At 57.5% G+C, this 23758-nt stretch carries 21 protein-coding genes, 1 tRNA gene and 1 pseudogene; 13 read left to right on the top strand and 10 right to left on the bottom strand.

The genetic code is table 11. The features are described 5' to 3' along the window. Positions 1 to 40 precede the first annotated feature (40 nt). A complete protein-coding gene (locus tag CLV88_RS20375) occupies positions 41 to 397 on the bottom strand; it encodes a VOC family protein (protein WP_106610250.1) in 357 nt (118 codons plus the stop codon). 91 nt (positions 398 to 488) lie between these two features. On the opposite strand from CLV88_RS20375, the gene CLV88_RS20370 reads away from it, so the two are divergent. Beyond that, positions 489 to 1223: a helix-turn-helix transcriptional regulator gene (locus CLV88_RS20370; protein WP_243403748.1), complete on the top strand. Its 735-nt coding sequence runs from the start codon at positions 489 to 491 to the stop codon at positions 1221 to 1223. A gap of 17 nt (positions 1224 to 1240) precedes the next feature. On the opposite strand, the gene CLV88_RS20365 is transcribed toward CLV88_RS20370, so the two are convergent. Together CLV88_RS20365 and CLV88_RS20360 are read right to left on the bottom strand one after the other, a co-directional pair. Then, positions 1241 to 1699, bottom strand: a complete 459-nt coding sequence (locus CLV88_RS20365) for a hypothetical protein (protein ID WP_106610249.1) — start codon at positions 1697 to 1699, stop codon at positions 1241 to 1243. A 6-nt stretch (positions 1700 to 1705) separates the two neighbouring features. Next, the gene (locus CLV88_RS20360; protein WP_106610248.1) at positions 1706 to 2392 is read right to left on the bottom strand and encodes a DUF502 domain-containing protein; all 687 of its coding nucleotides are present in this window, start codon (positions 2390 to 2392) and stop codon (positions 1706 to 1708) included. Between the two features lie 326 nt (positions 2393 to 2718). Between CLV88_RS20360 and CLV88_RS20355 the strand changes: the two genes are divergently transcribed. Beyond that, positions 2719 to 4011: an MFS transporter gene (locus CLV88_RS20355; RefSeq protein ID WP_106610247.1), complete on the top strand. Its 1293-nt coding sequence runs from the start codon at positions 2719 to 2721 to the stop codon at positions 4009 to 4011. Positions 4012 to 4150: 139 nt separating this feature from the next. On the opposite strand, the gene CLV88_RS20350 is transcribed toward CLV88_RS20355, so the two are convergent. From CLV88_RS20350 to CLV88_RS20335, 4 genes are read right to left on the bottom strand one after another with little or no spacing between them, the layout of a single operon-like run. Further along, positions 4151 to 5083, bottom strand: a complete 933-nt coding sequence (locus CLV88_RS20350; protein WP_106610246.1) for a pseudouridine-5'-phosphate glycosidase — start codon at positions 5081 to 5083, stop codon at positions 4151 to 4153. Beyond that, complete coding sequence (locus CLV88_RS20345; RefSeq protein ID WP_106610245.1) at positions 5080 to 5973, bottom strand: PfkB family carbohydrate kinase; 894 nt, start codon at positions 5971 to 5973, stop codon at positions 5080 to 5082. Before CLV88_RS20345 ends, CLV88_RS20350 begins: the two co-directional genes overlap by 4 nt. 55 nt (positions 5974 to 6028) lie before the next feature. Then, positions 6029 to 6649, bottom strand: coding sequence for a thiamine phosphate synthase (locus CLV88_RS20340; RefSeq protein WP_106610244.1), 621 nt, complete (start codon positions 6647 to 6649; stop codon positions 6029 to 6031). A 54-nt stretch (positions 6650 to 6703) separates the two neighbouring features. Continuing rightward, complete coding sequence (locus CLV88_RS20335; protein WP_106610243.1) at positions 6704 to 7042, bottom strand: TfoX/Sxy family protein; 339 nt, start codon at positions 7040 to 7042, stop codon at positions 6704 to 6706. A 200-nt stretch (positions 7043 to 7242) separates the two neighbouring features. On the opposite strand from CLV88_RS20335, the gene CLV88_RS20330 reads away from it, so the two are divergent. The 5 genes from CLV88_RS20330 (at position 7243) to CLV88_RS20310 (ending at position 12037) form a co-directional block, all read left to right on the top strand. Then, positions 7243 to 7989, top strand: a complete 747-nt coding sequence (locus CLV88_RS20330; protein WP_106610299.1) for an RNA methyltransferase — start codon at positions 7243 to 7245, stop codon at positions 7987 to 7989. A gap of 71 nt (positions 7990 to 8060) precedes the next feature. Further along, complete coding sequence (gene ctaA / locus CLV88_RS20325) at positions 8061 to 9197, top strand: heme A synthase (protein ID WP_106610242.1); 1137 nt, start codon at positions 8061 to 8063, stop codon at positions 9195 to 9197. Between the two features lie 6 nt (positions 9198 to 9203). Then, positions 9204 to 10679, top strand: coding sequence for a carboxypeptidase M32 (locus CLV88_RS20320; RefSeq protein ID WP_106610241.1), 1476 nt, complete (start codon positions 9204 to 9206; stop codon positions 10677 to 10679). A gap of 83 nt (positions 10680 to 10762) precedes the next feature. After that, complete coding sequence (locus tag CLV88_RS20315; RefSeq protein ID WP_106610240.1) at positions 10763 to 11284, top strand: GNAT family N-acetyltransferase; 522 nt, start codon at positions 10763 to 10765, stop codon at positions 11282 to 11284. 6 nt (positions 11285 to 11290) lie between these two features. Next, positions 11291 to 12037 (top strand): GNAT family N-acetyltransferase, encoded by a 747-nt coding sequence (locus CLV88_RS20310; RefSeq protein ID WP_106610239.1) that lies wholly within the window; start codon positions 11291 to 11293, stop codon positions 12035 to 12037. Positions 12038 to 12105: 68 nt separating this feature from the next. On the opposite strand, the gene CLV88_RS20305 is transcribed toward CLV88_RS20310, so the two are convergent. Both CLV88_RS20305 and gyrA read right to left on the bottom strand, forming a co-directional pair. Continuing rightward, complete coding sequence (locus CLV88_RS20305) at positions 12106 to 13968, bottom strand: adenylate/guanylate cyclase domain-containing protein (RefSeq protein WP_133170017.1); 1863 nt, start codon at positions 13966 to 13968, stop codon at positions 12106 to 12108. Between the two features lie 257 nt (positions 13969 to 14225). Continuing rightward, a complete protein-coding gene (gene gyrA, locus CLV88_RS20300) occupies positions 14226 to 16973 on the bottom strand; it encodes a DNA gyrase subunit A (RefSeq protein ID WP_106610237.1) in 2748 nt (915 codons plus the stop codon). A 276-nt stretch (positions 16974 to 17249) separates the two neighbouring features. Between gyrA and CLV88_RS20295 the strand changes: the two genes are divergently transcribed. After that, a complete protein-coding gene (locus CLV88_RS20295; protein WP_133170016.1) occupies positions 17250 to 17945 on the top strand; it encodes a lipid-binding SYLF domain-containing protein in 696 nt (231 codons plus the stop codon). 29 nt (positions 17946 to 17974) lie between these two features. On the opposite strand, the gene CLV88_RS20290 is transcribed toward CLV88_RS20295, so the two are convergent. Then, positions 17975 to 18916: a radical SAM protein gene (locus tag CLV88_RS20290; protein ID WP_106610235.1), complete on the bottom strand. Its 942-nt coding sequence runs from the start codon at positions 18914 to 18916 to the stop codon at positions 17975 to 17977. Between the two features lie 228 nt (positions 18917 to 19144). Here CLV88_RS20290 and zwf point away from each other — a divergent pair, with 228 nt between their 5' ends. The 5 genes and pseudogenes from zwf to CLV88_RS20265 all read left to right on the top strand — a co-directional run. Further along, positions 19145 to 20596 (top strand): glucose-6-phosphate dehydrogenase, encoded by a 1452-nt coding sequence (gene zwf, locus CLV88_RS20285; protein ID WP_106610234.1) that lies wholly within the window; start codon positions 19145 to 19147, stop codon positions 20594 to 20596. Continuing rightward, on the top strand, positions 20593 to 21267 hold the full coding sequence (pgl, locus tag CLV88_RS20280) for a 6-phosphogluconolactonase (RefSeq protein ID WP_106610233.1): 675 nt from the start codon (positions 20593 to 20595) through the stop codon (positions 21265 to 21267). The genes zwf and pgl overlap by 4 nt, the downstream gene beginning before the upstream one ends. Before the next feature lies 1 nt (position 21268). Beyond that, a complete protein-coding gene (pgi, locus tag CLV88_RS20275; protein WP_106610232.1) occupies positions 21269 to 22870 on the top strand; it encodes a glucose-6-phosphate isomerase in 1602 nt (533 codons plus the stop codon). Positions 22871 to 22917: 47 nt separating this feature from the next. Next, positions 22918 to 22991, top strand: a tRNA-Gly gene (locus CLV88_RS20270). 21 nt (positions 22992 to 23012) lie between these two features. Beyond that, positions 23013 to 23702: pseudogene (locus CLV88_RS20265) on the top strand (Mu transposase domain-containing protein); the annotation flags it as partial. Positions 23703 to 23758: the final 56 nt, after the last annotated feature.

Genomic DNA, 23758 nt, shown 5'->3' with positions numbered 1-23758 from the left:
GCTGAAATCTGAGCGTTTCAGCCGACCAGACCGATCTGGGTTAGTCGGAAAAGCACAGTTTGTTGCCATCAAGATCACGCACATAAGCCGAGAACTTTGGTCCGCGTTGGTTGGGCGCGCCTTCGCAGGTTCCGCCAAGGACAATCGCCAACGCGTGCATTCGTTCGACGTTGTCCTTTGGCCCAACGCAAAAGCCCACCATCGTGCCATTGCCGTTGGTGGCGGGCTGTTTGTCAAACGGGAGGGCGGTGGCAAAGGCAAAATCCTCGCCCAGCCAATATGTCATCCTGTCGTTTGGTGCCGTGCAATGTAGCCCGGACTGAGCAAAGAGTGCGTCATAAAAGGCTTTGGATGCGGTCATGTCGTTGGTGCCGACAACACAGTAGTTCAATTTCATCGATGTCGTCCTTGTTTGGGGGCAATGCCGTTTGGTGGTGTGATGTCGAGGTTCTATTGTTAAATGTGACATTATATGTCCTATTTGATGCATGGCGCGAACAAAGACATATGATCGGATAAGACGGATAGAGTTGCTTGCCGCGCAGCTCAAAGAGGATGTGCATTGCACAGTCAAAGCCCTTGCGGCTGAACATGGCGTCAGTGCACGCACGATCGCGCGTGACTTGGAGCTGATGCGCGAGCAGGGGATGCAGATTGATGCGGACCGGGGGCGCGGTGGTGGTGTGCGGCTGGATCGTAACTGGGGTGTGGGCCGGGTGAACCTTGCTTATGGCGAGGCGGTTGATCTGTTGATCAGTATTGCAGTGGCCGAACGCATGGACTCGCCTATGTTTCTGGCCAGCCTTGGCGCGGTGCGGCGCCAATTGGTGGCATCCTTTTCGCCGGAGAAAAGAGCCAGGGTGAACCGGTTGAAATCACGTATCCTGATTGGTGTGACCGCGTCGACCACCGTGCAGACAAGCGCCAAGGCGCCGCCGAAACGGGTGGTGCGGGCGCTGCATCAGGCATTTGTTGATCAAGAGGTGCTGGGGATGCGATATCAACGAGAGGATGGCGTGGTGTCAGAGCGGGAGATCGCGCCGCATTACCTGTTGTTGAAATATCCGATTTGGTATGTGGTGGCGTTTGATCATCTGCGACAGGGGCCAAGGGTGTTTCGGTGTGATCGGATTTTGTCTGCCAATATGACCGGGACGTCGTTCCGCCTGTTGCCAAAAGATGCGTTTGAGCCGTCATTGGCGAATGATGATCTTGTGGTGTGATTGGGCCTTGGGGCCGGTTAGTTGAGTTGAGCGGCGCGGGTGTAATTGGCGATGTGGTCGATTTTGGTAAGATACGCACCTGCGCGGGTTTTGACGTTGCCATAATATTGCGCCGGCCCGAGGAATTTGCGTGTGTTGAGCGCGCGGGTGTCGAGCAGGTCAAAGGTGACGGATGTGACGGTGCCGTGCCAGTCTGGGTAGCGGGCGCGCCACCCGCGCCAATGCTGCACCAGCAGGCGGTCACGTATGCTGTAGCCGTGGAAATCAAAGGCAATATGGCCGTCAGTGACAAAGATATGACTGCCCGAGAAACCAGCCGCGGGTTGAATCATTTCGGCATGAAAGCCGGGTAAGGGAGCGGTTTTCAGATAGGTGCCCGCAAGGATGTGACAGGCCCCACGGCCAAAGAATATCCTGTCAGGCAAGTGCCAGCGCAGTTGTGGGTTGCGTTTGATATGACCTGCAAGCCAGTACAATATGGCCTATTCTTCGGGCGGCTTGGTCGGATCTTTGGGGTTGGGATAGACCAGCCCGGCAGAGATCACCAGTTTAGCGGCCTCTTCCACGGACATCTCCAGTTCAATCACGTCGTCTCTGGGCAGGAACAAGAGAAAGCCAGATGTGGGGTTTGGTGTGGTGGGCACAAAGATGCTCATCAAAGGGCTAGAGGTGGGCGTGGTTTCAGCCACTTCGCCCTTGGCGTTGGTGGAAACAAAGCCGATGACCCAGATGTCGCGGCGCGGGTATTCGATCAGGCATGCCTTTTCAAAGCTGCGTTCGGTCTGGGCAAACACGGTTTCGGCGATTTGCTTGGCACCGGAGTAGATCGAACGCACGACCGGCATACGGTCGACGATGCTTTCACCCCATAGCAGGAGCGAACGACCGATCAGGCCCTTGGCGATCCAGCCGACCACGATGGTGAAAATCAGGAAGATGATCACGCCAACGCCGCGCAGGTTGATGCCGATATAGGGTTCAGGCGTGAACCGGTCCGGCACCAGCGGCAAAACAAAGCCATCGACCCAGCCCATCAGCGACCAGATCAGCCAGATGGTCAGCCCGATAGGCAGAATGACGACAATACCTGTCAGAAAGCTGGAACGCAAACTGCCAAAGAAACCGGCGCGCGGTTTGTGGGGGGGCTGTTCGTCAAATGGTGTGTTCATCATCTTTTCCGGTTGAGCCAGCCCTTAGTTACGAGGTTCAGGGCCGGGCTTCAACTGTGGAGTGAGAGATAGTTTGACCTTTGCCAGCCTGCTAACCCTTTGATTTTTTGTCGACTGCACGTTGAATGGCGCGTCGGGTAGCCCTGCTTTGATGGATATGGTGTCGCAGCCAGTGCAAAAACACTATAAATTTGTGTATTTTGGGTGTGTGCGTGTGTGTTTTTTAGGCAGAAACAGTCCTTTGGGCCGCTTGCACGAACGTCCGCTGTTGGTTCTGGCCTGCTTAATCTATTGTGCATGTCGACAGCAACGTCGATGCTAAAAAAATGGGCCCCGAAATTGAGTTTTCTTTCTTAGCATTGAATGAAACCGCGCGACGCCACATTCGCGTGTTTCAGGTACACCAGTTCCTTGACCGCTTTGCGATGGGACTGACAGTTGCCGTTGTTGCACTGGCACTGGTTGACCGTGGCATGGACCTCGTTCAAATCTCGCTTCTTTTCGGGGTTTACTCTCTTACCACAATGGCGATGGAACTGCCGTTTGGTGGTCTTGCCGACAGTATTGGCCGCAAGCCGGTCTTTTTGACGGCGGTTGTGGCAAGCTTGATTTCACTTGTTCTCTTTCTTTCGACCAGCGATTTCTATGTTCTCGCACTTTCTTTTGCGTTCATCGGTTTTGGGCGTGCGCTTCGATCGGGCACACTTGATGCGTGGTTTGTCGAAACGTTCAAGGCCGCCGCGCCCGATGTGGATGTTCAGCCCGCATTGGCCAAAGCGCAATGGGCCAATGCCTTGGGGCTGGCCGTTGGCGCCGTCTTGGGGGGGCTTCTGCCCGACCTTTTGGGAGAGGTCGCCAACACACTTGGGTTTAGCATTTATGATGTGTCCTACATGGCCAGCGTCGGTGTGATGCTAGGTGTGTTTGTTTTCACGAAGTTGGCCATTGTCGAGAAGCCGCGTCCGAGGGAGTTCAGCGCCCTTTTGCGCGGCTTTGCTGATGTCCCGGCGGTGATAAGGGATGCGAGTGTTTTGGCTCTGAAACATCCCACGCTGTCGGTACTTTTGGCAGCGCTGGCGCTTTTTCTGATGGCCACCAACCCAGTTGAGGTGATCTGGCCAACCCACGCCAAACCTATGTTAGAAGAGGGTTACGCGAACACTTTCATTGGTATCGTGACTGCGCTCTATTTTTTCTCCATCGCTTTTGGTGCATTTCTGTCACCGCACATCAGCCGGATATTCAAGCGGCGGCATGCCATGACGCTGGCGGTAAGTTTTGGTTGTCTTGCAGGCGTTCAGGTCGCAATGGCGTTGCAAGGCAGTATCGTCGGCTTTGTGATGGTGTTTGCGCTGTATTCCGTGATCCTTGGTATCTGCGAAACGCCCGCCAGCAGCATTCTGCATCGCTGTGTAGAAGACCGTCAGCGGTCGACCATGCTGTCTTTGAGGTCGCTGATCCAACAGTTGGGGGCCGCGTTGGGTTTGATTTTGGCGGGAACTGTCGCTGAAATCTTCTCTACACCCATCGCATGGATCTTGGGTGCGGTGTTTCTTTTAATGGCGGGGGTGCTCATCCTGGTGCTGGTCAAACGGCTCGGCGAAATAGCCGATAGCTGACATTGGTCGTCATGCAGAAACGGCTATTTGGGATTCTAAGATATTATAATTAAACAGCAATTGCGCCCTGAAAAAACACCGCTCACGTTCGAGGCGGGGCATTTTTTCAGAACGTTACTTTGGCAGAGCTTTGGAAATGTTACGCCTTGGAGCGCGCTATGTTGATTTCGTGGGCAATATCGGCGGCGAGGCGAGCGTTGTTACGCACGAGCGCAATATTTGCGGTCAGTGAGCGGCCCTCGGTCAGCTCGAATATGCGTTGCAGTAAGAAGGGGGTGACGCCCTTGCCGGTGATGCCCTGAGCGTCGGCCTCGGACGTGGCTTGCGCGATCACGGGGGCGAGGGTTTCGGCCGAGATCTCATCGCTGGTTGGGATCGGGTTGGCGATCAGCTGGCCACCGGGCAGACCCAGTTCGGCGCGCATCAGATGGGCGCGGGCGATGTCAGCTGCGCGGTCCATGCGCAGGGGCGCGGCGAGGGCGGATTGTGCGGACCAGAAGGCGGGGAAGCTGTCTTGCCCGTAAGCGATGACGGGCACGCCGCCGGTTTCAAGCACTTCGAGGGTTTTGGGCACATCAAGGATGGCCTTGGCCCCGGCGGCGACGACGGTGACGGCGGTTTGCGCCAGTTCGGTGAGGTCGGCGGAAATGTCAAAGCTGGTCTCGGCCCCTTTGTGCACACCGCCGATTCCGCCGGTGGCAAAAACGTCAATCCCGGCGAGGCGCGCGATAATCATTGTGGCCGCAACGGTGGTGGCCCCGGTGCCGCCAGTGGCCATGCAGGCGGCGATGTCGGCGCGCGAAAGCTTGGCCACGTTTTTGGCCTGTGCCAGTGATTCAAGCTGGTGACCGGTGAGGCCCGCATGCAGGGTTCCGTCGAGCACGGCCATGGTGGCGGGCACGGCACCTTTTGCACGAATGTCGGCTTCGACCTGTCGGGCTACGTCGAGGTTTTGCGGAAATGGCATACCGTGGGTGATGATCGTGCTTTCCAGAGCGACGATTGGGGTGTTGTTGGCCTTGGCCGCGATAACGTCGGGCGCGAGGGTGACAGGTGCAGTGGGGACGGTCATGTAGCGTGTTCTCCGGAAACGTAGGTGGCGGCAGCTTTGAGAGCGCGGGTCAGGGCGGCATCGCGATCTGCGCCAGCGGCCTCGGCAGCGATATGGCCGGCCATAAATGTATCGCCCGCGCCGGTGACGCGGGTGACAAGGACCGAGGGCGGTGTTTGTGTAAGGATGCCATCTGGTGTGGCGTCGGAGGCGGAATTGCCGCCATCGGTGACAAGGGCGCGCAGGGCGCCGCGTTCCAGAAGGCCACGCGCGGCGGCTTCGGAGCTGTCAAATTCGGTCTGGCAGAGCAGCCCGGCCTCTTCGAGGTTCACGTAGAGCGTGGCACGCGAGTGGGTGAGGAAAGGCGAGAGGCGCTCGGCTTTGCCCGGAGAGGCGGGCGCGACGCGCAGGTCGGCACGGGCAAAGAGGGGTGAGCGGGCGATCTGTTCCAGCAGGCGCTGGGTAAGATTGCCATCAAGGGCGATCAGGCCGTCATAGGGGTGCAGATCGGAGCCAAGTGTGCCGTCGCTCAGGGCGCGCAGGATCTTGCCTCCGGCGGCTTCGAGCGAATGCGCGTCGGCAATGGCGGCAATCACGCCATTGGCCCCTTCGACCGCCATATAGGTGTCGGTGGGCAGATCGGTCGAGCGGTAGACATGATCGGTGATCAGGCCCAGATCGCGACAGGCACGCACCAGTTCGTGGCCTTCCTCGTCCTGCCCTATGGCGGTGAGCAGAGCGGGGCGCAGGCGGAAGCGGACCAGTGTCATGGCGATATTGAGCGCAACGCCGCCGGGCAGGCGGGTGATACGGCCAGGCACATCGGAGCCCTGACGCATGTGGCTGGGTGAGCGGCCGATCACGTCCCAGAGAACGGAGCCGATGCAGAGGATATCGGGTTCTTGTGTCATGGTATGGGTATGGCCGGGGCGGAGGCGCTCGGCAAGCCCTTGCGGGCTTTTCTCGCTAGTGGAACGCCGCCGTCAGCTCGGTGAGCTTGGCCACCGGATCTTCCGCGCGCCAGATTTCTTCGCCAATGCCAAAGAAATCGGTCACGGGCGCGAGTTTGGCGATAATGTCTGTGTCAAGCGCGCCTTCGGCAACGACGGGAACTTCGATCATTTGCGACCACCAGTGAAAGAGGTCATGTTCGGCCAAGGTGCCATCGCCCAAGGGGGTCGTGCCGACGGGGCCGAAGCTGATGTAATCGCAGCCCAATTCGCCTGCGGTCATGCCATCGTGACTGGAGGCGCCACAAAACGCGCCGACAATGGCGTCTTTGCCAAGGTCTTTGCGGGTGTTGCGCACCGAACGCGCGCCATCTGTGAGGTGCACGCCGTCAAGGCCCAGCCGTTCGGCCAGGAGCACATGTTCAGAGATGACAATGGCGACATCACGGGCATGGGCCACTTCGCGCACGGCGTCGGCGGCGCGCGACAGGCGGTCTTCGTCACGGGTAGCCAGCGCGAGGCGGACGCAGGCGATCTCGGCCGCATCGAGCACGCGGGCGAGTTGATCGGGGAAGCGGGACAATTCGATCTCGGGTGGGGAGATGAGGTAGATCTGGGGCTGCTCGGGATTGGCCATTGTCAGGCTCCTTGTGGTCTGTTGCGCCGCTATAGCGTGGATTTGCGGGCTTGGCTACTTAGCAGGTAGTGCAGCCACAAATTCGAGCGCAAGGGCCATGACGGCGGCGCGGCGGGTATCGTCGCCCATAAGGTCGTCATTCACATCCACCAGCCCGCCCATTTTGCGCCCGGTGAAGGAGAGTGGGTCAACGCCTGGGATGGCAAGTGCGGCGGCTTCATTGTTCTTGCCGACGCGGAACATGCCCCCCTGTTTTGAAACGCCGCACAGCATATTGCCGTTGAGCATGAAGCAGAGGCCGCCGAACATCTTTTTTTCAGTGACGATGTGCTGATCTGCGAGGTCTACAAGGTCGTCGCGCATGAGGGTTGCGTGCCCTTCGTCATAGGCCATTGGGGGCTCCTTTTGGATGGGTTGGGAGGATTTTAGGGCGCCGGTGGGGATATTTGAAGTGAAAGGACGGAGATTGTGGGGAGAGCTTGGAAGAGATTTTAAGCTTCCGGCGGGGATATTTGGAGCGAAAGGAAGCGGCATGGGTTGTGTGGGAGGGGGTGCGGCGCTATCAGCGGCTTGATTTTCGAGTGGAGATGATGATGCCGAGCGAGACCCCGCAGCCTGCTTTTGTTCTGGTGCGCCCACAGATGGGTGAGAATATCGGGGCGGCGGCACGTGCGATGTGGAATTTCGGGCTGGACCGGATGCGGGTTGTCAACCCGCGTGATGGTTGGCCAAGTGAGCGCGCGGTGGCGATGGCGAGTGGCGCGGGGCGGCTTTTGGATGAGGCGGTGTTGTATGACGGCACGTCGGATGCGATCGCGGATTGTCATTATGTATTTGCCACCACGGCAAGGGCGCGCGGGTTGACCAAACCTGTGGTGACTCCGGAACGTGCGATGCAGATGGCGCAGGAGAAGATTGCAGCGGGCGAAAAGGTGGCGGTGTTGTTTGGACCCGAACGCGCGGGGCTGGAGAATGACGATATTGCAAAGGCCAATGCGATCATCAATGTACCAGTCAATCCGGAATATGCGTCACTGAACCTTGGGCAATGTGTGTTGCTGACCGCCTATGAGTGGCGGCGCGCCAGTGAGACGGTTGTGGCGGAGCGGGTCGATATGGCCAAGACGGATTGGGCCAACAACGCAGAGATTGACGCATTGCAGCGCCACTATGAAGAACGGCTGGATCAGGCCGGGTTCTTTTTTCCCGCCCCCAAGGCCGAAGGGATGAAGACCAATCTGCGCAATATGTGGAGCCGGATGCCGTTAACGCGCGCGGATGTGCAGATGTTGCACGGCGTGCTGCGACAAATGGTGCGCTGGAAGGAGCGCGGCGAATAACCGCCACCTAGTTGGTTGAAGGCGCGAGAGGTCGTGCCTAATGTCGCTTGCAGCGATCAGGAGTGAGTCTCATGAGCCAGAAACGCAGTATTTTCGAAGAGGTTGGTGAGGCTGGTCCGATCGACACGCCCAAAGCCACGGGTATGATTGATCAGGGCGCCAAGGGCGCGCGGCGCGGCATTCGTGTGTGGTTGATTGTGCTGTTTGTGATGGTCTGTGTGATGATCATTGTTGGCGGTTTAACCCGGCTGACCGATAGCGGGCTGAGCATCACCGAGTGGCGCCCAGTGACCGGGGCTATTCCGCCGATGAGCGAGGTCGACTGGCAGGCGGAATTTGATAAGTACAAGCAGATTGACCAATGGGCGATCGATAACCAGTGGATGACGCTGGCGGATTTCAAATACATCTATTGGTGGGAATGGGGCCATCGCCAGATCGGGCGCGTTATTGGCCTTGTCTGGGCGGTTGGTTTCCTTGGGTTCCTGGTGACAAAACAGATCCCGACAGGCTGGACCGGGCGGTTGGTGCTGATTGGTGCGCTTGGCGGTCTACAGGGTGCTGTGGGCTGGTGGATGGTGGCCTCTGGTGTGACGTCTGGTCAGGGCATGACATCGGTTGCGAGTTACCGGTTGGCCACCCATCTGGGGCTGGCGTTCATTATCCTGGGGTTCATTGCTTGGTATGTGCTGTTGCTGGGGCGGTCCGAGCGGGATCTGATGCAGGCGCGGCGCGGCAAGGAAGACAAGCTGTTCTCGATGTCTACGGGGCTGTTGCATATGGTTTTTGTGCAGATCCTGTTGGGCGCGATGGTTGCCGGGATTGATGCGGGGCGGTTTTATACCGACTGGCCACTGATGGGTGGGCAAGTTTTCCCGCCGCGTATTCAGACCTTTGGCGCGTGGTATCTTGACCCCGGCCCAATTCAGTTTTTGCACCGTGTGTGGGGCTATTTGTTTATGATTTTTGCCATTGTTGTCTGGCGACGCGGGCAGGGGTCGGCCAATGGACAGACCCGGTTTGCGTTTAATGCGGTGATGGCGGCGGTTGTTTTGCAGCTGGTCGTGGGGATTGCGACGGTGCTGTATGCCGCGCCGGTTGAGATTGCCATTGTGCATCAGGGGCTGGCCATTCTGGTCTGGGTTCTAATCCTGCGGGCACGATATCTGTCGCATTATCCAATTGTAACTTCGATCCGGGAAGGATGAGCCGACATGAGTGCTTATGATGATCTGATGGCCTTTACCAAAACCACTACGGCGCTTGGCCAGGTGGCGGGGCGCTTGGGCTGGGATCAGGAGACCATGATGCCGCGCGGTGCCGCCGAGCAGCGCGCCGAAGAAATGGCGGCGATGGAAGAGGTTCTGCACGCGCGCCGTGTGGATGTGCGGGTGGGTGCGTGGCTTGACGAGATTGAGGACGCGAGTCTCGACGATGTTGGGCAGGCGCAGATGCGCCATGTCCGCAAATCCTATGCCCGCACGATGAAAGTACCCGCCGATCTGGCCGCCGAGATTGCCAAGGTGACAAGCCGGTCGCAAGGATTGTGGGCACAGGCGCGGGCCGATGAGGATGTGGCGGCGTTTGTGCCGGTGCTGGAAGAGGTTGTTGCGCTCAAGCGGCAAGAGGGACAGGCGCTGGCTGAAGGCGGCGATGTCTATGACGCGATGATCGACGATTATGAGCCGGAAATGACTGCCGCTGAGTTGGGTGCGATGTTTGACGCGATGCGCCCGCGGCTGGTGGCGCTGCGTTCCGGAGCGCTGGCGGCTGAGGCGCCGGTTGCGTTGACGGGCACGTTTCCCGAAGGCGCACAGATGAAGCTGACCCGCGAATTGGCGCGGGCATTTGGCTATGACAGTAAACATGGCCGCGTTGACAAGGCGGTGCACCCGTTTTCGTCCGGTTCGGGGCTGGACGTGCGCATTACCACACGCACGGCCGAGCATGATCCGTTCAACTGTTTCTATTCGACCATCCACGAAGTCGGTCATGCGGCTTATGAGCAGGGGATTGATCGTGACTATCTGCTGACACCGCTGGGGCAGGGTGTGTCAATGGGCGTGCATGAGAGCCAGAGCCGGATTTATGAGAACCAGATTGGCCGCAGCGAGGCCTTTACCGGTTGGTTGTTTGGTCAGATGAAAGACGTGTTTGGTGATTTTGGTGTGGCCGACGCGGACGCGTTTTACAAAACGGTAAACGGCGTACATCAGGGTTACATCCGAACAGAGGCGGATGAGGTGCAGTATAACCTGCACATCATGCTGCGCTTTGATCTTGAGCGTGCGCTGATGGCGGGAGATCTGGCGGTAGGCGATCTGGAAGCGGCATGGAATGATCGGTTTGAGGCTGATTTTGGCTATGCGGTAGATAAACCCAGCAACGGGTGTTTGCAGGATGTGCATTGGTCGTTGGGCCTGTTTGGGTATTTCCCAACCTATTCGTTGGGAAATGTTTACGCAGGGTGCCTGAACGAGAGCCTGCGCCGCGCGGTACCGGATCTGGATGCGCAATTGGCCGCAGGTGATACATCGGTAGCAACCGCGTGGTTGCGTGAGAATTTGCAGCGCCATGGCGGCCTGCGCACGCCGCTGGACACCATTCGCCATGCGAGTGGCATTGAGCCGACGTCCGAGCCATTGTTGACCTATCTTGAGACCAAGTTTGGCGCGCTATACGGGCTGTAAAATCGCCAAACTGATGCCCTAATCCTGGTGTAGGGTTTTGGTCGACACATGTTTGACCAAGGCCAGAACACTGGGACAAGGCAATGATGGACGGTAGTACGATTGCGCCCCCGTTGGGGCATAACGAGGAAGTTGCAACACCGGGAGAGGTGGTTGCGATCACGGATTTTGCGGGATTGATGGGACATCGGCCTGCATTTGAAGCGGCCCATGCGGGTGATCCAGAGGCCGGATTTTTTCTTTCATGGCCGTGGCTTGAAGCGGTTCTGCGCGAGAGTGCGCAGGATTGGGTTGTGTTGGGGTGGCGCCGGATAGGTGCGGCAGGTTTTGACGCAGTTTTGCCATTGGCCAAAACATTGCGTTGGAGCAGTTCGCGCGGTCAACTGGTCAGCGAGCTGACCTCGGCGGGGCGTCAGGGTATGTCAGACCGGGGCGGGTTTATCTGTGCACTTGAGGTTGAAGCCGTCGCATTGGCGGATTTTGCGCGGTACCTGAGTGGCGTAGGCTGGTCACATTTATCGCTACGCCATGACGCGGTGCCAGAGCGATTGCAGCGTTTTGCGAATTCCTTTGAGGCACCAGAGTACCAAGTGACGTGGCCGTAGTACCGAGTGAATGATCGCACTGTTGATCAGTTGTTGGCGTTGACGATGCCAGTATTGGATGATGTCGAGACCTATATTGCCGGGCTGGGCCGCAGCACGCGCAAAGGATTGCGGCGGGATATGCGTGCGGCGAAGGCGGCGGGCATTGAAACGCGGGTAATCACCGAAGCGCGAGAGCGGGTGATGGTGCGCAAAAAGATGCTGGGACTGTATGCGGAGAAATGGGCGACTGCAAAAACCGCGTCGCAATTGACCGAGTTGGTGCGCCGCTATGATGCGTTTCTGAAACGGGCCGAGGCGATAGGTGCGCTGCTCCTTCTGGCGGCATTCGATGGCGCGCGCATGGTGTGCGCAACCGCTCATGTGGCGGATGAGGCGTCACGCACAATGATCTCGCTTTTGGAGGGGCGTGTGGCGGACGAGAAGCGATTTAGTCCGGGTATGGTGCTGCATCTGACGGCGATGGAATATGCCATCGCAAACGGGTTTGAAACCTATGATATGGGTTATGGTAATTCTGAGTATAAGTACCAATTGGGCGCGACGGATACGCGGTTGGGCTATGTGTTGATTGACCGGAGTGACCGGTCAGAGTTGGGTTTGTTTGACGCCGAACAGGTGCCAGCGGCAATGCACTGGTCGAACGGATGTTGCACAAAGGCCAGACTGAGCGCGCACAGGCCGTTATCGCGCAGATGCGGGCGGTCGTTAGAGGGCGGCGGCAAAATATGTGACGCTGTCAATTTGGACTGAAAGTAGCCTGAAGGTGAGTTACAGAGGTCGGGTTCGTGGGGCGAAGCGGCCGTTGCGGGTTGGCAAGTCTACACCGGCATGCCAGATGCTTCCATAGCTTCGAGCCATCGGTCGAGAACGCCTGTGGCGATCCACAAGCCTGCGTTTACGCTGCGTTCTCGGGACACTGTCCAATTTGGATTTTCAGCGACATAGGTAGCCATTGCCTGTTCCGCCTTGTCTGCATTGCCCAGGCAGTGATGAATTGCGGCCAACATTTTGTTGGCGGCGTTCGGCATTGACGGCGACAATTGAAACGTTTCCAGTGCCTCGTCACACTCCCCCATTTGCCATTGAATACGGGCCTTCTCCCAGAGAATGTCATGCCCATAGAACGGGTCCACAAGTTCAGCTTCAGCGATGACCTCCAAAGCCTCATCCGTTTCACCTATATATCCGAGTGTTTGCGCCAACGACGTTCGGGCAAATGAAGATGACGGATTCAATTCGATCGCGCGGCGGAAAGCGTTTGCGGCGGCTTTGGGATTGTCGTTCATCGTCAAGGCCCGCCCCAACGCCTGAAAAGCCATAAAGTTATTTGGATCCAGTTCCACGCCGCGGCGCGCCAGATCAAACATCCGTTTACGTATTTCCTGTTCATCGCCTTCGATCCAGCCGTACCGCAAGCCGATCCGCAGCGATAGGGCCTGCCCAAGATGCCCCCAGGCAGACTCCGGGTAATCTCTCAGAGAGCGTTCCTGTTCTTCGATGTTCTTCAACAGGCTTTCGCGGCTAAAATCGCGCATGATCCGGCTTTGTGCGGCATTCGCAATCATCAATGCGCTCACATCGTCTTTTGTCATGCGCGCCACCTCGGTCTCGATGACCGTGTTCCCAACGGATCCGGCAACATTTTGGCTGATTGCGTTATTCGTTTTGAGCAAGTCTTCCAAAGGGACGTCCACTTCGTCGGCCCAGACGTGCAACTCTGTCGCCCCTTCAATCAATTGCGCTGTGACCTGTAGTCTGTTCCCATCATATTGTTGGGTTCCTTCAAGAATGAAATCAGCCCCCAGTTGATCGGCTATTTCAGAGGTGCGCAGGTCGGAATCCCGGAATTTGAAGCTGGATCGCCGCGAAATCACTTTCATTTGCGGAAAGCGGGCCAAAGATGTGATGATCCCACCGCTCACGGCGTCACTTAGCGAACCTTTGTATTCGGCGCTACTGAAGTCTTCAAAAGGAAGTACCGCAATCACAGGCGGTTCTGATGTCGCTGGTCGCAAGACATACATCGTACTCAAGAGGGCAATCACCACAATCGCCGCGGCCAGCATCCAACGCCTTGCCTTATTGCGCGGTGCCTTGTGTTGCGAGTTTACAATCTGAGGTGGCGTTTTTGTGGTAAGTGCTTGCGAACGCGCGTCGATTTCAATCTTGTAGACCTCTACCGGAGCTGACAAATTCTTGAGGTTTTGCGGCCCCATGCTTGCAAAGGTGAGATCGAGCTTGTCGTTCACCTGATCAAAGACGGTGCGGGATATGCATATGCCATCAGGCTCAGCCAGCCCTTCTATACGAGCAGCGACATTCACACCGTCACCATATATGTCTTCGTCGTCCACGATGATGTCACCGACATTGATTCCAATGCGGAACCGGATGCGTTGATCATCGGGTAAGGTGCTTTGGGACTTTGCAATAGCGTGCTGTACATCGACAGCAAACAGAACCGCATCAACGACGCTCGCAAACTCAACTAAGCTTCCGTCTCCCATCAGCTTGACGGTGCGACCGTTGTGCTGTGCGATGCGGGGGTCAATCTCGGTACGTCGGAGTGTTTGCAGCGCCGCAAGCGTGCCGCCTTCATCGCGACTCATCAGGCTTGAATAGCTCACAACATCGGCTGACAGGATTGTGGTGAGCTTGCGTGTGTGGTGCTCTTTTTCCAAGGTGTGGATCTCCGCTGGACCGAGCCTATCAAAAATGGGACCAAAGCGCAAAAATGACAATGGATACCACAATTGCAGTCGCTTCTCGCGGTTGTGAGCAGCGTTCGCATTGGGCTCCAAACGAACAGCGTAGGCAACACAAATCCCAAGCCAATCTTTCCGTACTCGGATCCAGATTGTTATCGGGATATGTGTGCCGCTAAAAAACGAAAAAGGGCGCCCCGAGGGACGCCCTGATTGTTTCGTTGTGGAGGGGGTTATTCCGCCTCGCCGCCCTCGGGCGCGTCTTCTTCTTCGTTTTGCTCTGCGATCCAGGCAACCGAGACGACTTCTTCGCCTTTGCCGGTGTTGAAGACACGCACACCGCCCGCGCTACGGGAGCGGAAGGAGATACCGTCGACGGGTACCCGAATGGATTGACCTTTTGAGGTTGCGAGCATGATCTGGTCGCCCATTTCCACCGGGAATGAGGCAACAAGATCGCCGCCGCGCATGGCTTTGTCCATGGCTGCCACACCCTGACCGCCGCGGCCGCGCACGGGGTAGTCATGGGACGAGCTGAGCTTGCCTGCGCCACCTGAGGTGATGGTGAGGATCAGGTTTTCGGCGGCGGACATTTCCGCATAGCGTTCCTGAGTGATTGAACCTTCGATGCTCTCTTCTTCTTCGCCGCCTTCGGTGACACCTGCCACGGCGCGGCGCATTTTAAGGTATGCGGCGCGTTCGTCGCTTTCGGCCTTGAAGTGGCGGATGATCGACATCGAGACAACCTTGTCATCGCCATTGAGGCGGATGCCACGGACACCAACAGAGGCGCGCGAGTTGAAGACGCGGACTTCGGTTGTGGGGAAGCGGATGGCTCGGCCCGAAGTTGTCACGAGCATAACGTCGTCATCCTCGGAACAAATGCGGGCGTTGATCAGTTTGGTATTGGCGTGATCGTCCTCGAACTTCATCGCGATCTTGCCGTTGGATTTTACATTTGTGAAGTCTGACAGGCGGTTACGACGCACAGTTCCAGCAGATGTGGCAAAGACAATTTGCAGATCGGCCCAGTCTTTTTCAGGCACATCCACCGGCATGATTGCGGCAATCGAGACCCCTTGGGGGATCGGCAGAATATTGATGATGGCCTTGCCCTTGGCGGTGCGGCCCCCTTGGGGCAGACGCCATGTCTTGAGCTTGTAGGCCATGCCGTCGGTCGTGAAGAACAACAGCTGTGTATGGGTGTTGGCCACAAAGAGGTTGGTGACGACATCCTCTTCCTTGGTCTGCATCCCCGAAATGCCTTTGCCGCCACGTTTTTGCGCGCGGAAATCGACCAGAGGGGTGCGCTTGATGTAGCCGCCAGAGGTGACGGTCACAACCATGTCTTCGCGCTCGATCAGATCCTCGTCGTCCATGTCGCCGGACCAGTCTGTGATCTCGGTACGGCGGGGTACTGCGAACTGGTCTCTGACCTCTTGGAGTTCCGAGGAAATCAGACCCATGATGCGTTCGCGAGAGGACAGAATTTCAAGGTATTCCTTGATCTTACCGGCCAATTGCTCAAGCTCGTCCGTGACCTCTTTGACACCGATCTGCGTCAGGCGTTGCAGACGCAGCTCAAGGATGGCGCGCGCCTGAGTTTCGCTGAGGTTATAGGTACCGTCGTCGTTCATGGTGTGGGTCGGATCGTCGATCAGCTGGATATAGCCGGCGATGTCGGCGGCGGGCCAGCGACGGGTCATCAGCTTGTGCCGGGCCTCGGCGGCATCTGCCGAGCTGCGGATGGTGGCGACGATTTCATCCACGTTGGAGACGGCCACGGCCAGTCCACACAGGATGTGGCTGCGTTCGCGGGCTTTGCGCAGGTCATAAGCGGTGCGGCGCGCGACAACTTCTTCGCGGAAGTCGATGAACGAGGTCAGGAAGCGGCGCAGGGTGAGCTGTTCGGGGCGGCCACCATTCAGGGCCAGCATGTTACAGCCAAAATAGGTCTGCATCGGAGTGAAGCGGAACAGTTGGTTCAGCACCACTTCGGCAGTGGCGTCGCGTTTGAGTTCGACAACCACGCGCACACCGTTACGGTCGGATTCATCCTGAACATGGGCGATGCCTTCGATCCGTTTTTCGCGCGCGGCCTCGGCGATGCGTTCGATCATCGTGGCCTTGTTCACCTGATAGGGGATCTCGTCGATGACGATGGCGTACCGATCCTTGCGGATTTCCTCGACACGGGTTTTAGAGCGCACAATGACGCTGCCGCGCCCCTCCAGATACGCCTTGCGCGCGCCGGAGCGGCCCAGCATGATGCCGCCAGTGGGGAAATCGGGGCCGGGCACATATTCGATCAGCTGTTCGCTGGTCAGGTCCGGATCGTCGATCAGGGCGAGCGTGGCGTCGACCACTTCGCCAAGGTTATGGGGCGGGATGTTGGTTGCCATACCAACAGCGATACCGCCTGCGCCATTGACCAGCATGTTGGGGAACCGCGAAGGCAGGACCGTTGGTTCACGGTCCTTGCCATCATAGTTGTCCTGAAAATCGACGGTCTCTTTTTCGATGTCGGCCAGCATGAAGGCGGCCGGTTTGTCCATCCGCACCTCGGTATAGCGCATGGCCGCCGGGTTATCGCCGTCCATCGAACCAAAGTTGCCCTGACCGTCCAAGAGCGGCAGCGACATGGAGAAATCCTGGGCCATGCGCACAAGGGCGTCATAGATCGCAGAGTCGCCATGCGGGTGGTATTTACCCATAACATCGCCTACCGGGCGGGCCGATTTGCGATAGGATTTTTCATGTGTGTTGCCGGTTTCGTGCATCGCATAAAGAATGCGACGGTGCACCGGTTTGAGCCCATCACGTAAGTCAGGGATGGCACGGCTGACGATCACGCTCATGGCGTAGTCGAGGTAAGAAGCGCGCATTTCCTCTTCGATGGTTACGGTGGGGCCATCGTGGACCATCCGCTCATGAACAGGTTTTTCGTCTTCGTTTTCAGGGGTTTCCGGCGTATCGCTCAAGTCCTGTGCTCGCTTCTTTGTGGCGGTCAATATCTTGTTACAAAGGGTATATCAGAGGCATGATATGGGGTGCAATGGGCCTTGGCCGGTGGTTTCACAGTCTTCGGTGAATTGGGGCTAAGTTATTGGTTTGTATAGGTATAAATAACCGAGTGTTGGTGACCTGTTTTGTGTCGCATTTTGGGGTCAAAATTGGTGCTGAGCAGAGGATTGTTGCAATTGCCGTTGATCTTTTGGCAGGGTTCCTGTGTGGGCCAGCAAATCCAAGGAGAGATTATGCGAATTTTCGGGGCGGCGTTGTGTGTGTTGATGGTTGCGGAGCCGGTTCTGGCCGAAGGGGGGCTCTTGGACAAGATCAAGAAGGGCGCTGAGGCCACAGGTGACGCGATTGGTAAAGGGGTCGACGCCACGGGCGAGGCTATCGGCAAGGGCGCCACCGCCGTAGGCGACGCGATCGACTCGACCGGGGAGTTATTGTCCAATGAGGCCACGCCAGAGGAAACCCGTGCGCGTCTGGACGGAATGGCAGACCAGATACTGGCGCGTTTGTTGGCGGAGAATGCGGATGCGGGTACGCTTTATGAAAGCAGTGCAGGATATGCCGCCTTTGACTCGCGTCAGGTGACGGTGATCCCGTTTTCAGCTGGGTATGGGCGTGGCGTGGCGGTAGGGCCGGACGGCGCGCGCACCTATATGAATATGGGTACCGGAGGCCTTGGGGCGGCGGTTGGAATTGGCGGGTTTGAGGCCCAATTCGTGATCCTGTTTGAGACGGCGGCGGATTTTCAGAGTTTTGTGATCAACGGATATGATGCCACAGCGGATGCAGGGGCCATGCAGGGCGAAGACAGCGCCAACGAAACCGCGCGATTTGTCGAAGGGCGGTCGTTTTTTGCGCTGAGCAAAACCGGGTGGCGCGTGAATGCCAACGCCACAGGGACGAAGTATTGGAAATCACCTGAATTGAACTGAGATCAATTTACCCGATTCGCCGGGGAGCGTCAGGCGGAGCAGGACGCGCCGCCGAGAACGCAGAACTTGGCGCAGTGGGGGTGATTGAGTTGGACCGGTTTTTCGGCCTCTTCCAGTGAGTGGCCCAATTCGAACTGACGATCATAAGGCAGTAGGGTGCAAGCGATGACGGATGGTTTGTCGGCACCTTTGTGGCGGACGACCATACGAGAAGAGGCGCACATCACCTGAGTGGGGGATTTGTCGAGGATGTCCCAGCAATCGGTGGTGATTTCCGGCACATCGACCATTTCATCCATTTCGGGAAATAATACAGTTTGCATAGGGTCTTGGGCGTCGATGTTGAAGTCATTCTCAGCGTAGAACGCCGCATATCCCGCACGTGACTGCGCGTCATTTTCGCCCCAGACAGTGCGACCAGCGACGGTCATTTGAAACCCGTTGTCACGCAACCAGAACATCCCGTCCAGTGTGCGGGCAAAGCTGCCACGGCCGCGCTCTTTGTCGTGTAGATCCGCGCTCCAATGGTCGACGGAAATACGCAGGGTAAGTTTGTCGCCATAGCGTTCGCGCAGGTCCAAAAGGCCAGCGCGCACACGTTTGCGCATCATAGGTTGCATGGCATTGGTGAGGATCAGAACATCGTAACCACGTGCCAGTGCACGTTCGGTCATGTCGATCATGGCCGGGTTCATGAACGGCTCACCACCGGTAAATCCAATCTCGCGCACAGCCCAGTTTCTGTCATCCAACTGGTCGAGGTAGTCGGTCACCTCGTCCGCGGTCAAATAAACAAGAGCGTCATTGGTGGGAGAGCTTAGGATATAGCAATTCTCGCATTCGATATTGCAGAGCGTACCGGTATTGAACCAAAGTGTCTGCGGATCAGTTAGAGCCACCTGGGCGCGAGTTTCGCCCTTGGCTGTGACAAAGGGATCCTGAAATTTTTGGAACTGCCCCTGATCTTTCATAAGCCTGTGATCCCCGTGTTTTTTTCTGGTCCTAACCAAAATTTGGTGGAACGAAAACCGCTTTGAAGGGCACTGACACAGTTGTGAAGCGTGCTTGCAGTGCTAAAGTTGAAATGATAGGTGAACGTTAGCGCTAACGATCTGGCCAAAATCGCGGTTGTGAATGTGTTTCAAGCGGTGAATACAGGCTTGCGCGACAGACGTATAGGCGAGTGAGGCAATTCGAATATGGTATCACGCACGATCCCGGTGGACTTGTTTGATCTTGTGGTATTTGGCGGCACGGGCGATCTAGCACGGCGCAAGATATTACCCGCGCTATTCAAACGTTTTTGCAGTGGACAGATGGCTGACGGCGCGCGTCTGATTGGCGCTTCGCGACGTGACTGGAGCGATGCGGACTATCGTGAGTTTGTACGCAAATCGCTGAGCGAATTTGCGGGTGAGCTGGCATTGGATCGCTCCTTGGTGGAGACGTTCTGTCGCTGTGTGCATTATGTGTCGGTTGACGCAAACGGGCCGCGCGGCTGGGATGAATTGAGTGGCTTGATGGTGGCGGACCGGGTACGGGCTTTTTATTTTTCGGTTGATCCGGGGCTGTTCTCCGGGCTGTCGATGCGGCTGCAAGACCATGAGCTGATGAACGAACAGTCCCGCGTGGTTGTGGAGAAACCGTTTGGCCACGACCTTGAGACGGCGCAGGCGCTGAACGCGGAGCTGGCGCAGCATTTTGACGAAAGTCAGATTTACAGGATCGATCATTATCTGGGCAAAGAAACGGTTCAGAATCTGATGGCGGTGCGGTTCGGCAATATGCTGTTTGAGCCGCTATGGAACGCGCAGTATATTGACCACATTCAGATTACCGTGGCCGAAACCGTGGGTGTGGACGGGCGCGGAGAGTATTACGAAAGCGCGGGCGCCATGCGCGATATGGTGCAGAACCATCTGATGCAGCTATTGTGCCTGATCGCGATGGAGCCGCCGACGTTTTTTGACCCGGACGCTGTGCGGGATGAAAAACTGAAGGTGATCCGCGCGCTGAGCAATGTGGAACCGCATCATATTGTGCGGGGGCAGTATACGGCCGCGGACGGCGCGACTAGTTATCGCGAGGATGTGGACAATCCCCGGTCGCGCACCGAGAGCTTCATTGCGCTGAAATGCCATCTGAACAATTGGCGGTGGGCGGGCACGCCGTTTTACCTGCGCACCGGCAAGCGCATGTCAGAGCGCGACAGCGAGATCACGGTGGTGTTCAAGGAAACGCCACATGCAATTTTTGGACAAGAGGCGGGCCGTCACAACAATGAGTTGACCATTCAGTTGCAGCCCGATGAGGGCATTACGCTGGGTGTGACGATCAAGGATCCGGGGCCGGGGGGCATGCGTCTGGTGGATGTGCCATTGGACATGAGCTTTGCCGAAGCGCTTGGGCCGTCTGCGGATTCACCTGATGCCTATGAGCGGCTGATTATGGATGTGATCCGGGGCGATCAGACCCTGTTCATGCGCAACGATGAGGTCGAGGCGGCGTGGGCCTGGACCGATCCAATTATTCGGGGCTGGCAGGCGCGAGGCGACGCGCCTAAACCCTATGATTCCTATTCGGCTGGCCCGGATGATGCAACGATGATGATACGTCGCGACGGACGTGAATGGCGAGGTGTAATAAATTGAATTTTAAAGAATATCCTGATTTCGAGATGATGGCCATCGACGTGGCAAATGCATTAGCGGATGATTTGTCAGAGGCGCTACACCATGAGGATCGCGTTTTGCTGGCGGTGGCCGGGGGCACAACACCGGGACCAGTATTTGATGCGCTGAGTGCGGTGGATCTGGATTGGTCACGTGTGGATGTGACGTTAACGGATGAGCGCTGGGTTCCAGAAGATCACGAACGGTCAAATGCACGGCTGATCAAAGCGCGGTTGTTGACCAATCGCGCGGTGGCGGCGCGGTTCTTGCCGCTTTATGCACCTGCGAATGCGCCCGAGGATGTGCTTGCCGAGCTGGAAAGCGGGTTTGCGACATCGTTGCCGATTACGGCGGCGTTGCTGGGAATGGGGGCGGATATGCACACGGCCTCGTTGTTCCCCGGTTCGGACGGATTGAGCGCCGCACTGGCGCCGGATGCGCCGATATTGCTGCCAGTGCGGCGGGATGATCTGCCAGATACCCGCATCACCATGTCGGCGCGTGTGTTGAATGATGCGGTGAAAAAACACATTCTGATCAAGGGTAACGATAAAAAGGAAGCCCTTGAAAAAGCGAAACATTTGCCGGTTGAAGAGGCCCCGGTCAGGGCCATTCTGTCGGGCGCGGATATTCACTGGTCGGAGAACTGATATGTGGAAACCCCTTGATGTAATGCGCGATGCGGCACAGGTACGCTCGATCACCGCACTTTTTTCAGAAGATGCAAATCGGGCTGGTGATTTTTCACTGAATACCGATGGGCTTTTGTTTGATTACTCAAAGACCAGCATTGATGCGGCGGGGCGCGCGGCGCTGGTGCAATTGGCGAAGGATGCGGATGTTGCGGCCAAGCGGGACGCGATGTTTGCGGGTGAAAAGATCAACGTCACAGAAGACCGGGCCGTGTTACACACCGCGCTGCGCAATCTGGATGGTGACGCGGTGCTGGTCGACGGCGAAAACGTCTTGCCCGAGGTGCGCGAAACCCGTTCGCGCATGGCGACACTTGCCAATGCGGTGCGAGACGGGTCATTCCCCGGCGGAGGCAAGCGGATCACGGATGTGGTGAACATTGGGATTGGCGGATCCGATCTTGGGCCGTTGATGGCGGTATTGGCCATGGCGCCGTATCACGATGGTCCGCGGTGTCATTTCATCTCGAATGTCGATGGCGCAGACGCGACGGACACGCTGGCGGGGTTGGACCCTGAAACGACGCTGGTAATTGTCGCATCCAAGACGTTTACGACGCAGGAAACCATGCTGAACGCGCGCACGACGCTGGCCTGGGCCGGTGGACAGGCGGCGATTGAGCGCTTTGTGGCGATTTCGTCGGACCCGGCAAAATGCGCCGAGTTTGGCATTCCGGCGGAACGTGTTTTTGGATTTGGCGACTGGGTCGGCGGGCGCTACTCGATGTGGGGCCCGATCGGGTTTTCGCTGATGCTGGCCGTTGGGCCGACGGCTTTTGAGAGCTTTCTCACTGGTGCACAGGCGATGGACCAGCATTTTTGTAAGGCTGAACCAGAGGTAAACCTGCCGGTGCTGTTGGCGTTGGTCGGGATCTGGAACCAGCAAGTGTGCGGCCATGGCAGCCGCGCTGTGTTGCCGTATGAACAGCGGCTGGCACGTTTGCCAGCGTATTTGCAGCAGTTGGAGATGGAATCAAACGGCAAGCGCGTGGCAGTTGACGGTACTGCGCTGAGCCGGGTTGCGGGGCCGGTTGTCTGGGGGGAACCGGGCACAAACGGGCAGCACGCGTTTTACCAGTTGATCCATCAGGGACGTCAGGTGGTGCCTTGCGAGTTCATTGTTGGCTGCGAGGGACACGAGCCCGCATTGCAGGAACATCACAAGGCGCTGGTGGCCAATTGTCTGGCACAATCTGAGGCCCTGTTGAAAGGGCGCAGCGAAGTTGAGGCGCGTGCACAATTGGCGGCCAAGGGCGTGTCGGGCGAAAAGCTGGACCAATTGGCGCGCCACAAGGTGTTTGAGGGCAATCGCCCGTCGACAACGCTGGTTTACAAGAAGCTGACGCCTTATGTGCTGGGCCAGATTGTGGCGCTCTATGAACATCGGGTGTTTGTCGAAGGGGTGATCTATGGGATCAACTCGTTTGACCAATGGGGGGTCGAGCTGGGCAAAGAACTTGCCAACGGTCTGGTGCCTGCGGTGTCAGGCGGCGATTATCCCGAAAACGCATCTGGTTCGACGGTGGCATTGCTGGATCATATATTGAGCGCGCAAGGCTGAGAGAGGGGTTGCACGGCGTTGGGGGGCACGGTATCCACGGCGTCGTTGCGGGTATGGTGAAAAGGTATCACGCGAGCTTCCCAAGCTTAAGTTACGGGTTCGATTCCCGTTACCCGCTCCATAGAAATTCCCAATATCACCCTGCCGCAAGCGGCAGGGCGATGTTTTGCGCGGTCACAAGGTAAGTATCGGCGAGCGACTGCAAGCTGATCGGGCCGCGATGCGGGATTTGCCCGCAGCCCCCTTTGAGGCTTGTGATCTGCAAAGTGGCCAGGTCACGTCGACGTCCATGGTGCGTTATCGCGGCAATGATTACTCGGTGCCTGTCGCCTTCGGTCATCGTGAGGTCTGGATTAAGGGATTTGTGGATCGGGTTTTGATCGGCTGCGCCGCCGATGTCATTGCCCAACATCCCCGGTCCTACGAGAGTGGCGACATAGCCTTCGATCCCGTTCATTATCTGCGGCTGATCGAGCGCAAGATCATGGCCTTTGATCAGGCAGCACCTTTGCAGGGCTGGTATCTGCCAGAAGCCTTCGCCACACTTCAGCGGCTCTTGGAAGCCCGGCAGGGCAAGGCTGGCAAACGGGAATACGTGCAGGTCCTGCGCCTGCTGGAACGCTTCGAGCTGGATGTGCTGCACATCGCCATTAAAGATGCGCTGCGCCTCGGAGCAATTAGCTTTGATGCCATCAAGCATTTGATCCTGTGCCGGGTGGAACGGAGGCCTCCAAGGTTGGATCTGGATGTTTACCCGTTCCTGCCCAGCACGAACGTCGCCACGACATCAGCCGCATCCTACATGAGCCTGCTGGGCGGAGGTCGAGCATGACGAGCGCTCCGGAACTGCTCCTGGCCCATCACCTCAAAACGCTGAGACTGCCCACC

Source organism: Shimia abyssi, from assembly GCF_003014475.1.
GTDB lineage: Bacteria > Pseudomonadota > Alphaproteobacteria > Rhodobacterales > Rhodobacteraceae > Shimia > Shimia abyssi.
Note: the sequence above shows the minus strand (reverse complement) of the source record. Positions and strands in the feature narration are given on the sequence as shown.

What these genes read in the sequence shown, in the direction of transcription:
- CLV88_RS20375 (WP_106610250.1), bottom strand. Translation starts at nt 397, where the DNA reads ATGAAATTGAACTACTGTGTTGTCGGCACCAACGACATGACCGCATCC.
- CLV88_RS20370 (WP_243403748.1), top strand. Translation starts at nt 489, where the DNA reads ATGGCGCGAACAAAGACATATGATCGGATAAGACGGATAGAGTTGCTT.
- CLV88_RS20360 (WP_106610248.1), bottom strand. Translation starts at nt 2,392, where the DNA reads ATGAACACACCATTTGACGAACAGCCCCCCCACAAACCGCGCGCCGGT.
- CLV88_RS20355 (WP_106610247.1), top strand. Translation starts at nt 2,719, where the DNA reads ATGGGCCCCGAAATTGAGTTTTCTTTCTTAGCATTGAATGAAACCGCG.
- CLV88_RS20350 (WP_106610246.1), bottom strand. Translation starts at nt 5,083, where the DNA reads ATGACCGTCCCCACTGCACCTGTCACCCTCGCGCCCGACGTTATCGCG.
- CLV88_RS20345 (WP_106610245.1), bottom strand. Translation starts at nt 5,973, where the DNA reads ATGACACAAGAACCCGATATCCTCTGCATCGGCTCCGTTCTCTGGGAC.
- CLV88_RS20340 (WP_106610244.1), bottom strand. Translation starts at nt 6,649, where the DNA reads ATGGCCAATCCCGAGCAGCCCCAGATCTACCTCATCTCCCCACCCGAG.
- CLV88_RS20335 (WP_106610243.1), bottom strand. Translation starts at nt 7,042, where the DNA reads ATGGCCTATGACGAAGGGCACGCAACCCTCATGCGCGACGACCTTGTA.
- CLV88_RS20330 (WP_106610299.1), top strand. Translation starts at nt 7,243, where the DNA reads ATGCCGAGCGAGACCCCGCAGCCTGCTTTTGTTCTGGTGCGCCCACAG.
- ctaA (WP_106610242.1), top strand. Translation starts at nt 8,061, where the DNA reads ATGAGCCAGAAACGCAGTATTTTCGAAGAGGTTGGTGAGGCTGGTCCG.
- CLV88_RS20320 (WP_106610241.1), top strand. Translation starts at nt 9,204, where the DNA reads ATGAGTGCTTATGATGATCTGATGGCCTTTACCAAAACCACTACGGCG.
- CLV88_RS20315 (WP_106610240.1), top strand. Translation starts at nt 10,763, where the DNA reads ATGATGGACGGTAGTACGATTGCGCCCCCGTTGGGGCATAACGAGGAA.
- CLV88_RS20295 (WP_133170016.1), top strand. Translation starts at nt 17,250, where the DNA reads ATGCGAATTTTCGGGGCGGCGTTGTGTGTGTTGATGGTTGCGGAGCCG.
- CLV88_RS20290 (WP_106610235.1), bottom strand. Translation starts at nt 18,916, where the DNA reads ATGAAAGATCAGGGGCAGTTCCAAAAATTTCAGGATCCCTTTGTCACA.
- zwf (WP_106610234.1), top strand. Translation starts at nt 19,145, where the DNA reads ATGGTATCACGCACGATCCCGGTGGACTTGTTTGATCTTGTGGTATTT.
- pgi (WP_106610232.1), top strand. Translation starts at nt 21,269, where the DNA reads ATGTGGAAACCCCTTGATGTAATGCGCGATGCGGCACAGGTACGCTCG.